The sequence below is a fragment of the Anabaena sp. CCY 0017 genome (assembly GCF_963920885.1).
In the GTDB taxonomy this organism is placed as follows: Bacteria; Cyanobacteriota; Cyanobacteriia; order Cyanobacteriales; family Nostocaceae; genus Nodularia.
On record NZ_CAWUDG010000003.1, the window covers coordinates 322540 to 336831 of the forward strand.

Consider the following 14292-nt stretch of genomic DNA (forward strand, 5'->3'; position numbering starts at 1 on the left):
GCGCCTCTGCGTGAAACTTCTTAACTAATTACTCCGTGAAGCAGTCACATTCATATCCTCATTTAATTTCCGCACCAAACGGGATAACTCACGAATAATATTCACCGCAATTTCCGGAGTTTCTTCTATAGCATCATAAAGCTGCTCTTGAGTCAATTCCAAAAATTCGCAAGGTTCTAGAGTTGTAGCCGAAGCCGAACGAGGCTGAGTATCAAATACTGCCATTTCACCAAAGTATTTTCCCTGTTCTACCTCTGCGAGTTTTTTCTCGCCAATGTGGACTTTAACTTTACCTGAGACCACAATATAAAGCGATCGCCCTTCTTCTCCCTGTTTAAAAATAGTATAATTAGCAGGAAATTGCAGCTCATGCATCACTGAAGTCAGGCGCACAATAAAATCATCTCGCAACTCCTTAAAAATTGGCACTCGCCGGACAAATAATAAACGGTCAACGCTACTTAACATAATTAGAAGTTACAACTTATACAATAAAAATAACAGGAATCATATCAATCGGGGAAGAAGCTATCGCCTAGGGAAGAAGAAAAGCGAACATAAAAATAGTAATATACAGAAAAACCCTGCTCACAAAAGTTGTTGACAAATTATTGAAACCACATCCAAGTGATGAACTTCTGAGTGTTGGTATCCCACACGAGATAGATTTCTGCACTAACCAGATTTTGACCACTTTAGTACTTCGGAAAATTTTATGTCTGCAACTGCGATGGGTAGACAACAGTTATATGAATATCACGCCATAGCAGCACAAGAAGCTGCTCAAACCCTCAACAGCGACCCAGAAAAGGGTTTAACTTCAGGAGAAGTAAAGACTCGACAGGAAGAATTTGGCAAGAATGAACTCAAGGGTAAACCTGGAAAACCTGCTTGGTTGAGATTTTTATTACAATTCAATCAAGCGTTACTCTATATTCTACTGGTTGCTGGGTTAATCAAAGCCCTATTGGGTCAATGGACAAACGCCGGGGTAATTTGGGGCGTAACCTTGATTAATGCCATTATCGGTTTTGTGCAGGAATCAAAAGCTGAAGGTGCAATTGCTGCTTTAGCCAAAGCCGTAACTACAGAAGCTACAGTCATTCGGAATGGTCAAAAATCCCGCATTCCTTCCCAAGAATTAGTTCCGGGGGATATTGTGCTGTTGACTTCTGGTGACAAGGTTCCGGCTGATTTGCGGTTATTCAATTCCCGAAATTTGCAGGTAGATGAGTCAGCTTTAACTGGTGAATCTGTACCTGTGGAAAAAAATACTACAATTGTCAGTGCAGATACTCCTTTAGCAGAACGGGTGAACATGGCTTATGCAGGGAGTTTCGTCACCTTTGGACAAGGAAGCGGTCTTGTAGTATCCACAGCGAGTGCTACAGAAATGGGACGCATATCCCAGTCGTTAGAACAGCAAACTAGCCTCAGTACACCCCTAACTCGCAAGTTTGACAAATTTAGTCACCAACTGCTCTACATTATTTTGGGACTAGCGGCCATGACCTTTGCCGTAGGTTTAGGACAAGGACAGAGTTGGGCGGCAATGTTTGAAGCGGCTGTGGCTTTAGCTGTGAGTGCAATTCCCGAAGGATTGCCGGCAGTGGTGACAGTCACAATGGCTATTGGGGTGGATCGAATGGCACGCCGACACGCCATTATTCGGAAATTACCAGCCGTGGAAACTTTAGGCGGTGCGACGGTAATTTGTTCTGATAAAACTGGAACTCTGACAGAAAATCAGATGACTGTCCAGGGAATTTTTGCCGGTGGAAATAATTTTTCTGTGAGTGATACAGGTTATAATCCTGATGGGGAGATTCTATTTAAACAGCAATCTGTGGATTTAGAATCAAATAATTTCCCCACTCTCAAAGCTTGTTTAATGGCTGGGTTACTTTGTAGCGATTCTCATTTAGAGCAAAAGCATGGGAATTGGATTGTCGTGGGTGATCCGACTGAAGGGGCTTTAATTACAGTTGCTAATAAAGCTGGTTGGAATCAGTCCGAAATGGCGCAGTTAATTCCCAGAATCGATGGTATTCCCTTTGAATCTCAGTTTCAGTACATGGCGACGCTACACGATAGCCATGAGTCTGTAGAAAAAGCTGGGAATGGTGCGAGAACTATTTACGTTAAAGGTTCTGTTGAGGCAATTTTGAGCCGTTGTCAGGAAATGCTCAATGCTAATGCTGAACCAGAATCAGTTAACCGGGAATTAATCGAAAAACAAGTAGAAGCATTGGCTACTCAGGGGATGCGGGTATTGGCTTTTGCGAAGAAAGTTGTGCCAGATCAGCAAAATTCGGTAGACCATGAAGATATAGCTAGCGGCTTGATTTTCTTAGGTTTACAGGGAATGATTGACCCACCGCGCCCAGAAGTTATTGCTGCGGTGCGTGCCTGTAAAACTGCGGGCATTCAAGTTAAGATGATTACAGGTGATCATGTTACCACAGCTAAGGCGATCGCACAACGAATTGGTTTAGAAAAAGACGGTAAAGTGCGCGCCTTCGAGGGTAGACAACTCACCGCAATGGATGATAACGACCTCACCCTAGCCGCAGAACATGGTGTAGTATTTGCCAGAGTTGCTCCAGAGCAAAAACTGCGGTTAGTGGAATCATTACAGTCTCAAGGCGAAATTGTCGCCATGACTGGGGATGGTGTCAATGATGCGCCGGCACTCAAACAAGCTGATATTGGCATAGCAATGGGTGGAGCAGGTACAGATGTGGCTAGAGAAGCCTCTGATATGTTGCTCACCGATGATAATTTTGCCTCTATTGAAGCCGCCGTAGAAGAAGGGCGCACAGTTTATCAGAACTTACGCAAAGCGATCGCCTTTATCTTACCTGTCAACGGTGGCGAATCGATGACAATTCTGATTAGTGCCTTATTCGCCAGAGATTTACCAATTCTATCACTGCAAGTCCTGTGGTTAAACATGGTGAACTCAGTCACCATGACTGTACCTTTAGCCTTTGAACCCAAATCAGACCGAGTAATGCAACGCAAACCCCGCAACCCACGGGAGCCATTACTTTCTGGTACACTATTTCAGCGTATAGCCGCAGTTTCCATATTTAACTGGATTCTGATTTTCGGAATGTTTGAATGGGTGCGTCAAGATACAGGTAATATTGACTTGGCGAGAACTATGGCAATTCAAGCTTTAGTCGCTGGGCGAATTGTTTATTTATTGAGCATCAGCCAGTTAGCAAATGTGGTATTCAGGAAACTCAGAGGTCAAGCTGCTAGAATTAATGATGGTAAGGCAATGGCTTTGGGTATACTCTGCACAGTCTTCCTGCAAATCATCTTTAGTCAATGGGGTGTGATGAATACTTTATTTAGAACTGCTCCTTTGAATTTAGAACAATGGCTGATTTGTCTGGTTCCGGCTTTACCAATGATTCCTTTGGCTTTGTTTGTCAATCGCATTGACCCTGCGGAGTAATTATTGGCTTTGGTGTTGGAAAATATGGATGAGTTTCGCGCAAAGGCGCAAAGGCGCAAAGGTGGAAAGGTGGAAAGGTGGAAATAATTGCCTATTCCTTTCTTCACTTGGCGACCTTGGCGACTTGGCGGTTCGATAAATTCATAAATCAAATAAGATCGCTATATGTTATGGAAATGGTGCTTTAGATTATTAATAATCTTCCTGGGAGTTTGGCTATTCCTGGATTTGGTTTCTCGTCTGGGAGCAGAAATTTTCTGGTTTGAGAATGTGGGCTATGTGCAAGTATTTCTGCTGCGGATAACTACGCAGGGAGGTTTGTGGATACTTGTGGGTGGTGTTACGGCTACTTTTCTACTGGGAAATCTCAGGTTTGCACAACAGCTAAAATACGCTGATTCTTTGAGAATTAAAGAAGTCCGGCGCGAGGAAGCAGGAATTGACAGCGATTTACAAAACTTTCTCAGTCCTAACTATCCCAGACGTAATGAAACACAGTCACCTAAATCTCGGACTAAACCGTTAAGATTACGCTGGTTGCTACCTATAGCTTTGCTATTCAGCCTATTAGTCGGATTAATGTTGGTTCATTACGGTGAAATAGGCCTTAGTTATTGGCATTCTCCCACTCTCAGAACTATTCCACCAGTTCCACCGCTATTTAGACTTGAGCGAATTTGGGAACTGATGAGTGTGCAAATTGTCGCTCAGGCTTGGTATATTGCTTTAATTGCTGGAGTGGCGATCGCCATTATAACTTATCCTGGTTTTTTCTTGAATGCGATCGCACTGGCTTTCAGTGTTCTCTTTGCTTGGGTAATATCTCACAACTGGGCTAGGGTACTGCAATATTTTACTCCCACAGCCTTCAACGCCTCTGAGCCTTTATTTGGTCTAGATATTAGCTTTTATATATTTTCCCTCCCATTTTGGGAACTGTTAGAACTATGGGGGATGGGATTATTTTTATATGCTTTTATCGCTGTCAGTCTAACTTATCTCCTATCAGCAAATAGTTTCAGTCAGGGGATTTTCCCAGGGTTTTCCTCCCAGCAACAACGTCATCTATACGGCTTGGGGGGCTTATTCATGCTCTTTGTCGCCCTGAGTTATTGGCTAAGTCGCTTTGAGTTGGTTTATTCCCGACGTGGCGTAACTTACGGTGCTAGTTACACCGATGTCACGGCTGTATTGCCAGTCTATACTATTTTGTCCGTCTTCGCTTTAGTAGTTGCCTTTTACCTCCTCTGGCGGACATTTGCTTGGAAATCCCAATCTCGATATCGCAAATTTATATTTTATAGTTTGGGGCTGTATTTAGTCGTAGTTGTAGCAGCCGATTTTGTCCTCCCCACTGTAGTGCAGTATTTAGTTGTTCAGCCCAACGAATTACAAAGAGAGCAACCATATATTGAGCGTACCATTGCTTTAACTAGGCAAGCATTTGATTTAGAAGTCATTGACGCTCAAACCTTCAACCCCATAGGAGACTTGACAGAAACCGATATCCAAAGAAACGATTTAACAATTCGCAATATTCGGCTTTGGGATCAACAACCACTCCTAGAAACTAACCGTCAACTCCAACAAATTCGACTTTACTACCGCTTCCCAGATGCGGATATTGACCGTTATACACTTTTGACAGAAGCACCCGCAGAAAGACCGACAGCACCCACAGAGGTGACAGAAGCCAACCCAGAACAGACCCAGCCCACAGAACGGCGACAAGTCCTAATTTCGGCGCGAGAATTAGACTACACTGCTGTACCCCAACAAGCTCAGACTTGGGTAAACCGCCATTTAATTTATACCCACGGCTATGGTTTTACCCTCAGTCCCGTGAATACCGTAGGCCCAGGAGGGCTACCAGAATACTTTGTTAAAGATATAGCTGGTAATGATGAAAGCGCCCTGAATACCTCCAGTGAAGCCATTCGTGACAGCGTTCCCATTGGACAGCCCCGAATTTATTTCGGTGAAATTAGTGATACCTATGTGATGACTGGGACAAGAGTCAGAGAATTAGATTATCCCAGTGGTAGTGATAATGTTTACAACATATATGATGGTTTAGGGGGCGTTCGCATTGGTAGGGGGTGGCGACGGTTATTATTTTCCATGTATTTAAAAGATTGGCAAATGCTCTTTACACGGGACTTTTTGCCAGATACTAAAGTATTATTTCGACGGAATATTAAGGAACGTATTCAGGCGATCGCACCTTTCTTACAATTTGATAGTGACCCTTATCTAGTCTCTGCCGATGCTAACCCGGAAAATGGTAACGGTGATTTCCCTAGTAATGGTAATTACCTCTACTGGATTATAGATGCTTATACGACAAGCGATCGCTATCCCTACTCCGACACCACCAACGAAGAAATCAACTACATTCGTAACTCAGTCAAAATAGTCATCGATGCTTACCACGGTACAGTTAACTTTTACATCGCCGATACCCGTGACCCGATAATTCAAACTTGGTCAAAAATATTTCCCAACACCTTCAAACCCCTGAGTAATTTACCCCCTACCCTCCTCAGCCATATTCGTTATCCGGTAGACTACTTCAAAATTCAATCAGAGCGATTGATGACCTACCACATGACAGATCCCCAGGTATTTTATAACCGAGAAGACCAATGGCAAATACCTAACGAAATCTACGGTAGCGAAGCCCGTCCAGTAGAACCCTACTATTTAATTACCAGTCTCCCCACCGTTCCCTTTGTTGAAGGCGATTCCCCTCGTACAGAAGAATTTATCTTACTGTTACCCTACACACCCAGACAACGCTCCAATTTAATAGCTTGGTTAGCAGCACGCTCAGACGGTGAAAATTACGGTAAATTATTACTATATGTATTTCCGAAAGAACGCTTAATTTTCGGACCAGAGCAAATAGAGGCGCGGATTAACCAAGACCCAGTAATTTCCCAGCAAATTTCCCTGTGGAATCGCCAAGGGTCAAGAGCGGTTCAAGGTAATCTATTGATTATTCCCATTGAACAATCCTTGTTGTACGTTGAGCCAATTTATTTAGAAGCCACGCAAAACAGACTACCCACCCTAGTCCGGGTAATCGTCGCCTTTGAAAACCGCATCGTTATGGCTCCAACATTAGAACAAGCATTAGAGGGAATATTCCAGCCAGAAGTCACACCCGCCCCAGCCATAATTCGTCCTGTAGAAGAACCAGCACCCACAGAATAGTTGCGTAGGGTGGGTATAAGCCCAGCGTAACCCACCATCATCCTGTCAAACTGATATAGATCCCCGACTTCTTTGAGAAGTCGGGGATCTGGGTATTATCGCTCTTTTATTACTCTCGTCATCTAAAAATCATAAACCCTTATTTTTTATGACTTTGATCAATTCAGACGTAGACGTAGGTTGGGTAGAGGAACGTTAACGTAGTTTGCCGAAGGCATAACCCAACACCCACAATCCTTGGTTTCGTTGGGTTACTCTACGAGAAGGCTACGCCTACACAAGGCTTCAACCCAACCTACTCTTTTTTCTTTCATCAAAGTCATAAAAGAGCGTTATGTTTTTTAAGTTTGAGATACTTATCAGTTAACCTATTTAATGTAGTCACATATTTAGCCAGTTGTAATGAAGCGATGATTTCGTGCGGCGAATTGACTTGTTCACCCATTTATAGCCGTTCTACAGCACAAAATCAACAACTGGCATAGAGATGGGAGGATTGAAAACAAGGCTTGACCCTATACTGCGGACAGTTTTCGCATTCCCGTTATCCCTGTTGATATATTATTAAAACCGGAACCGAAAGATTTGTCATGCCAAAATGCCGAAACTTGTGACAATACATAATCAAGGTACCTTAGCCTACGCCACGCCACTACGATTTGTTTCTAATTATATGCTTTATCTCCCCTCTCCTTACTAAGGAGAGGGGCTGGGGGTGAGGTTCTTTATTTTCTTAAACCCTCTTACCTTATTACCTAAAAACTGGCGTGTCTTCTCATATCAGCGTAGTGTCTGGCTGTAGTATTGATTTCAATCACAAACTCTGTACCTTGACCTAATTGAGAATTACATCTAAGTTTACCGTGATGTTTATCTACAATAATTTGTTGACTAATTGCTAGTCCTAATCCCTTAGCTTTACCCATTGCTTTAGTAGTAAAGAAAGGTTCAAATATCCGCCTTTTTATGTGAGGAAGTATTCCCTTTCCATTGTCATAAATATGAATTACCACCTTTTGTTTCTTCCCCAATTGTGAATTAGCTAGCTGGGTTTGATGGCTATTAATTAATGATAAATGACGGCTGATAACTTCTGTCCGAATGCAAATCTGAGGAATCAGGGAATAGTCTTGTTTCATTCTTTCTTCTAAAGCATCAATGGCATTATTTAGAATATTCATAAATACCTGATTTAGCTCTCCAGGATAACACTCAATTAAAGGTAAATCTCCAAATTCCTTAATAACTTCAATTCCTGCTCTATCTGGCTTTTCTTTAAGGCGATGCTGCAAGATTCTGATCACACTATCTAGTCCCTCATGTAGGTTAGATTTTTGCATTTTATCTGCATCCAAATTAGAGAAATTCCGCAGCGCTGAAACAATCTCTTGAATGCGTTCAGATCCAGATTGCATTGACCAAAGCAACTTTAAAAAATCTGTTTTTATCAAATTTAGATCGAATTGTTGCAAATATGAAGTAATTCCTGAGTTCGGTTTAGGATAATAATATTGATATAGTTCAATTAGTTTAATTAAGTCTTCAGCATACTGACTAGTGGGATGAAGATTACTATAAATAAAGTTAACAGGATGATAAATTTCATTAGCCATCTCGACTACGATTTGACCTAGATTAGCCATCTGATCATTTTGCAATAATTGTCCTTGAGTAATTTGCAATTGGTCTGTTTTTTCTCTTAGCTGTGCTTCCACTGACTCACTTTTAGCACCTGCAATTTTAACTTTATCCCAGAGTTGATATTGCTGAATTAATATACCTATCTCTTCACTGATTTGTGTTACAGCATCTATTTCCCATTTCTGCCACTGACGGTTATAACCACAGTCATAAATAATTAATATTCCCCACAACTTAGGTTGTAAAGATTCTAAATTTTCCTCAACTTGTTCTTTTAATAAAATCGGGACTACTAAATTACTTCTGACTTCCAACTGATTGAGAAATTTAATTTTACCAGACAATTTAGGTACTGGATTAACTTCTTCTCTAATGCTTGATTGGTATGCTTCTAAATCTCTCTGAGGTATAGAAACTTGAATATCTGTATCTTTCAAAGATGTAGTGGTCACAGATTCAGAAACTACTTCACCTCTACCATTAGGTTGAAGACAGTAAATTAATGCTTGATCAATCTGCAAATAGTGTCTGATTTCTTGTAATATATTTTGCAGCAATGGCTCAATTTGAACACAAAAACTGATATGTTTTCGTACAGCTTGTAACAACTGTTCCTGTTTTTGGTAATGTTGCAAATTTTCCTGGAAGGTTTTCTCCTGGGTAATATCCCTATGCGTTCCTGTCATCCATATTGGTTTACCAAATTCATCCCACTGAAATATTCGACCACCAGAGAAAATCCACTTCCAATCGCCGGATTTAGCCAACATTCTTAATTCAATTTCAAAGTTAGGTGTGTATCCTTCCAGATACTCTTGCAATACCTGTTGAACTTTCAATAAATCTTCTGGATGTACAAGTTTCTCAAAGGATTCATAGTGGTTGCTAATTTCTTCGACCTGATACCCTAAAATTTGCTTCCATTGCGGGTCATAATAGGTTTGATTGGTCATTAAATTCCAATTCCACCAACCCAGACCACTGGTGGCTAATGCCATTTGTAAAGCTGCTTGTGGCTGTTGGTCGGGGAAACTTTGAGAACTGGGCGCTGAAACATGAGCTTCCATCTGGTAGGTAGCGGGTTCTGTATGCATAGTGGTTAATAGAATGAGGAAGATATTCTGGGCTTCTTTCTCTAAGCTGTGTTAGCACCTAAAATCAACATAAAAACTGCGAATATATTCACTTATTTAATCAAAATTCCAAGTTAGATCAACAAAGTCTGACTAATCTTGAATTAAATATAGAAAATGTTAAAGCGAAGAGTGTAACCTCTGTAGCGATCGCTCACCTTATATATTACTAAAAATCAGCTACATTTTGTACATCTACCAAATCTAGATGCAGATAATTAGTATCTAAAATCACGAATTAAGTAGCTGGAATACCTGTGACTTTTTATTTAAAAAACTCTAAAATTGATGTATATCAGATATTTCAGATCAAAACAATATTGTCAAGGTGCATTTGTAGCTTTTTGGAAAAAAATTGGCTTTCAATCAAATTTGGGAGGCTACATTCATTTAAATCCTCATCATCTCCACTTTGAGGACAAAAAAACGCAGAAGCAAGGCCGATAACGAATGACTATAGATGAAGTCGTATTGCTACTAAAAGCCAGCCAAATCAATGGTTTAACGACACTCCAAGAAATAATTTTGCGCTCTTCTTGGGAGGGCAAAACTTATACAAGTATAGCCTTTGAAGCCCACTACGGGGAAGAGCGTGTACGGAAAGTTGCTGCTCATTTATGGCAATTGTTAAGCGATTTTTGGCGAGAACCGATACATAAATCTAACTTTCGTGAAATGTTGTTACCTCACCGTCTTAGCAAAACCCATCAACAGTTAATTAAGGAGTTTAACCGCGCCGCCACTGCCATATCCTTAGAATTTCCTAATAGCCCAGTATCCCTTAATTCTAGATTATACATTCCTCGCCCGCCAGTTGAGGAACTTGTCTATGCAGAAATAGCTACACCGGGAAGTTTTATCTGTATCCAAGCTCCTAAGAAAATGGGGAAAAGCTCTTTGATTCTCAGGGTAATTTCACGTGCTAACAATCATGGTTTTCGCACCGTTTGTTTGGATTTTCAGCAAGCGGAGACAGCCGTTTTTAGCAGCTTGGATAAATTTTTACGGTGGTTTTGTGCCAATGTTAGCCGGGAGTTACAGCTAGAACCAAAACTTAATGACTACTGGGATGAGGATATGGGTAGTAAAGTTAGCTGCTCTATGTATTTTCAAAACTATTTGCTGTGTGCCGTCAAAAGTCCGGTGGTGTTGGTATTGAATGAGCTAGATTGGGTATTTGAGTATCCTGAGATTGCTGGGGAATTTCTGCCATTAATGCGTTCTTGGTATGAACAATCCCAAATCCTGGAAGTTTGGCAAAAACTCCGCCTGGTATTAGTTTATTCTCAGGAAATTCTGGCTCCTTTAAAATTAACTAAATCTCCATTTAATCTGGGGTTGCTAATTAAGTTACCAAGTTTTACAAAAGAACAGGTAGAAGATTTAGCTCAACGTCATGGATTAGATTGGGCAGATAGCCAAAATACTGATAGTTTAATGGCTATGGTGGGGGGACATCCTTATTTAGTCAGATTGGCTTTGTATCACCTTGTGAGTAGGGGAGGCTTAGAAGGGAACCTACAGGAACTACTACAACAAGCGGCGACTACAGAGGGAATTTATCACGAGTATTTAAGACAGTATGTATTGGTGTTGCAAGGGGAGCCAGAATTGGCTACGGCTTTCTCTGAGGTAATTACGGCAATCAATGATGTGAAATTAGCGCCAATTACAGCATATAAATTACATAGTATGGGGCTAGTGAATTTGTCAGGCGATCGCTGTAGTCCTGCGTGTGAGTTGTATCGTTTATATTTTCGTGGACAACTGAACCCGGTTAAAAATTTCACCATCCCCAATGAATTGGGAAGCCTACACTGTACCGATAGAGCAGTGTAGGTATTTCACTATCAACGAAGAGTCACGATTGGTGCGCCTAACCACCCGGCACAATTCTCCTTCTGCGAGGGATCGGGATTATGTACTGGGACAATCTGAAACTTAGTTGGATGTGGTGTACCAAGGGTAACAGAATAGGTACGTAATTCATCTTGGTGGAAAATTGTCACTTCAATAGTGTCATTGGGTTGGTAATCCTTGAGGCGATCGCTCAGTTGATGAGCTGTTACCCGAATTCCACCAATCGCCAATAACTCATCGCCTGGATCAATTCCCGCTACTTGTGCGGGTGAACCAACTTCCACAAATTTAATTACTTCTCGCCCATGTTCAGTTTTTGCCTTCACACCTAAATAAGGTTCTTCTTCCCGTTCGGCGATCAGATGCAAACCGAAAGGTTCCAGGTAATGATTAAAAGGTAATTCATCAGTACTATTAATGTAGGATTCAAAGAAATCAGTTAAATCCACACCCGCCACCGATTCAAATACTTCTTGCAACTGTTCAGGGGTGTAGCCAATTTCCGGTTGTCCAAATTTCCGCCACATTTGCCGCATTACATCATCAAGCGATCGCTGATTCCCATGACGCGCTCTAATCAGCAAATCTAGCAACAAAGAGACCATTTCCCCCTTCAAATAGTAGGACATTTGGCAGTTGTTGCTATTGGCATCTGGACGATAAAGTTTAATCCAAGTATCAAAACTCGACTCAGCCAGTGGTTGCACCTTGCGCCCTGGCGTAGTCAGAAATCTGCTAATTTCCTTACTCAAATGACTTAAATAAGACTTAGCATCATAAATGCCAGCCCGCAAGGGAATCAGTAAATCGTAGTAACTTGTAGTTCCCTCACAGAACCACAAAGAATGAGTATAGTTTTCCTGCTCATAATCAAAAACTTCCAAACCTTTGGGGCGAATGCGCTTCACATTCCACAGGTGAAAAAATTCATGTGCCACTAATTGCACAAAGCGCTCGTACTTTTCTTGAGAGCGAAACCCAAAACGCTGGTAAATTAAGGAGCAACAGTTTTTATGCTCCAACCCGCCATAAGCCTGGGCAAATAAATGCAACAGAAAAATATATCGTTCGTAGGGTAAACCCCCAAACATCTGCGCTTCTACCTCGATCACTTTTTGGATATCGGCAATGGCTGGCTGTAATTGTAAATTGCCCTCTCCCCAAACGGCCAGTTCATGGGGCTTACCCAAAACCTCAAAGTAATATGATTGGTGGCTACCAATTTCCACAGGACTATCCACAAGGGTGTCAAAATCCTCAGCCACGAAAGTATAGGCTTGCTCACCAACTGGTGGTAAAGAAGTAGTTACCCGCCAATCTGGGCGCGGTGGTACAACGGTAATCTGAATTGGTAGACTCTCCCAACCAGGGAGTCTAAAAAACATTGCTGCCCCATTGAAATAGCCGTGAGTAGCATCCAAATGATTCGTCCGTACCGATAGCTCATTGGCAAATATTCGGTAACGTACAGTTAATTCTGAGACACCACTTGTATTCACCTGCCAATGGTTCTTACTAATTTTTCGCCAAGGCAAAGGCTTATCCCCAGCAAAAGCGGCAAAATATTGTAAATTTTTGGCGTATTCTCGCACTAAGTATGAGCCTGGTGTCCATACAGGCATTTTCAAGTCAATAATTTTCGATGAGTGGTTGATTAGCTGCAAAGTCACCTCAAACAGATGCGTTTCTGGTTGAGGCATTGCCACCAGGTAATGAATCATCGGTACTGTTTCCTGAATGCCAATCTCGATACAAGGTGCTGTTGCTTCGGTCATCTGTAATTAAGAGTTATAAATTCTGAGTCAATAGTTTATAGTCAATAGTTAATGGTCAATAGTCAATAAGTTAACAACTGTAAACTTAATACCAATTGACGCTCCTATGCTCAAAAGCCAGAAGATTCTTGCACAAGGGGGATTCTGAGAAATTTCCCCCCGGCAATTATCTTGACCGTATACCCTACGAAACCGCTATATCCTCCAATGACAACGTTGTGAATATTGCCGCAATTCGAGCAAATATGAGTACGGTGGCCTTCTGAACACATTTAACTAGCCTGAGATTTATCCAATAGAAGTAGTTTCCCACATTTAAAAGTCAAGTCCAAACCGATATTGGCAATTTTGGGACAAACACATAAATTTGAGCTTAGAACTTGCCAGCTAGGTTAATCAACTGTTTCAAGTTGACGAGATTAATCGTATTGTTAGCACTGTCAATCATGATCCAACCTTTTTCATGTAGTTTTTGCATAATTTTGGTAGTTTCTTCAACACCAATTTCTGTCACCTCGGCTAAATCTTTAAAAGGAATATTCAAAATTTCCTTACCATTGCTCGATTCTTGTCCATAGCTTTCACTCAAACTAACTAAGGTATGAGCAAGTTTGACAGCAGGGGGATAAGATCGGATGTGTAAGCGTTGGTTCACTTGTCGCAATCGCCGCACCATCAGTTGCAACATCCGGTGATGTAACTGCGGATCTTTAAATAATATTTGAATAAAACGCTCTCTAGAGACACTCAACAATTTGACTGGTGAAAGGGCAATCACATCGGTTGAACGTGGGGATTCATCCAAAATCGCCATTTCGCCAAAAAAATCACCGCGCCCTAAAATTGCGAGAGCGACACAATCATCCCCGGAAGTGCGTCGGACTTTCACCCAGCCGGAAATTATGAAGTAAACTGCGTTACCCCAGGCATCTTCCATCAACACGGCTCGCCCCACAGGGTATTCGTGTTCAATTGCCACATTGAGTAACCATTCCAAAGTCTGTGGATTGGCTGTACTCAGTAACGGAAAAAGTTGACTAAAAACCTCAGTCTGCATGTAATATCTCAAATAAATGAGTTTAAGAATGAAAAATTAACTTGAATACTATAAATTTTTAAACTCACAATCTTAGTATAAACTACTAAGTATTTGTAAGAAAGTACACTAAAAGTTTAAAAAGGTCTAGTCAAGAATTTGATT

The 14292-nt window shown here is 41.3% G+C and carries 7 protein-coding genes; 3 read left to right on the forward strand and 4 right to left on the reverse strand.

Going from position 1 to position 14292, the window contains the following annotated elements; translation table 11 throughout:
- Positions 1–24 precede the first annotated feature (24 nt).
- Positions 25–468: a cyclic nucleotide-binding domain-containing protein gene (locus tag ACM0OW_RS05935; protein WP_414549107.1), complete on the reverse strand. Its 444-nt coding sequence runs from the start codon at positions 466–468 to the stop codon at positions 25–27.
- Between the two features lie 247 nt (positions 469–715).
- Between ACM0OW_RS05935 and ACM0OW_RS05940 the strand changes: the two genes are divergently transcribed.
- Positions 716–3466 carry a cation-transporting P-type ATPase gene (locus ACM0OW_RS05940; protein WP_414549108.1) on the forward strand — a complete coding sequence of 917 codons (2751 nt, stop codon included), beginning with the start codon at positions 716–718 and terminating at the stop codon, positions 3464–3466.
- Positions 3467–3631: 165 nt separating this feature from the next.
- Positions 3632–6682, forward strand: coding sequence for a UPF0182 family protein (locus tag ACM0OW_RS05945; protein ID WP_414549109.1), 3051 nt, complete (start codon positions 3632–3634; stop codon positions 6680–6682).
- A 755-nt stretch (positions 6683–7437) separates the two neighbouring features.
- Here the strand turns inward: ACM0OW_RS05945 and ACM0OW_RS05950 are convergent.
- Positions 7438–9417 (reverse strand): PAS domain-containing protein, encoded by a 1980-nt coding sequence (locus ACM0OW_RS05950; protein ID WP_414549110.1) that lies wholly within the window; start codon positions 9415–9417, stop codon positions 7438–7440.
- Positions 9418–9906: 489 nt separating this feature from the next.
- Between ACM0OW_RS05950 and ACM0OW_RS05955 the strand changes: the two genes are divergently transcribed.
- Positions 9907–11295, forward strand: a complete 1389-nt coding sequence (locus tag ACM0OW_RS05955; protein WP_414549111.1) for an AAA-like domain-containing protein — start codon at positions 9907–9909, stop codon at positions 11293–11295.
- 11 nt (positions 11296–11306) lie between these two features.
- On the opposite strand, the gene ACM0OW_RS05960 is transcribed toward ACM0OW_RS05955, so the two are convergent.
- Together ACM0OW_RS05960 and ACM0OW_RS05965 are read right to left on the reverse strand one after the other, a co-directional pair.
- The gene (locus ACM0OW_RS05960) at positions 11307–13091 is read right to left on the reverse strand and encodes a M61 family metallopeptidase (protein ID WP_414549112.1); all 1785 of its coding nucleotides are present in this window, start codon (positions 13089–13091) and stop codon (positions 11307–11309) included.
- Between the two features lie 373 nt (positions 13092–13464).
- On the reverse strand, positions 13465–14148 hold the full coding sequence (locus ACM0OW_RS05965) for a Crp/Fnr family transcriptional regulator (protein ID WP_414549113.1): 684 nt from the start codon (positions 14146–14148) through the stop codon (positions 13465–13467).
- Positions 14149–14292: the final 144 nt, after the last annotated feature.

What these genes read in the sequence shown, in the direction of transcription:
- ACM0OW_RS05955 (WP_414549111.1), top strand. Translation starts at nt 9,907, where the DNA reads ATGACTATAGATGAAGTCGTATTGCTACTAAAAGCCAGCCAAATCAAT.
- ACM0OW_RS05945 (WP_414549109.1), top strand. Translation starts at nt 3,632, where the DNA reads ATGTTATGGAAATGGTGCTTTAGATTATTAATAATCTTCCTGGGAGTT.
- ACM0OW_RS05935 (WP_414549107.1), bottom strand. Translation starts at nt 468, where the DNA reads ATGTTAAGTAGCGTTGACCGTTTATTATTTGTCCGGCGAGTGCCAATT.
- ACM0OW_RS05965 (WP_414549113.1), bottom strand. Translation starts at nt 14,148, where the DNA reads ATGCAGACTGAGGTTTTTAGTCAACTTTTTCCGTTACTGAGTACAGCC.
- ACM0OW_RS05940 (WP_414549108.1), top strand. Translation starts at nt 716, where the DNA reads ATGTCTGCAACTGCGATGGGTAGACAACAGTTATATGAATATCACGCC.
- ACM0OW_RS05950 (WP_414549110.1), bottom strand. Translation starts at nt 9,417, where the DNA reads ATGCATACAGAACCCGCTACCTACCAGATGGAAGCTCATGTTTCAGCG.
- ACM0OW_RS05960 (WP_414549112.1), bottom strand. Translation starts at nt 13,091, where the DNA reads ATGACCGAAGCAACAGCACCTTGTATCGAGATTGGCATTCAGGAAACA.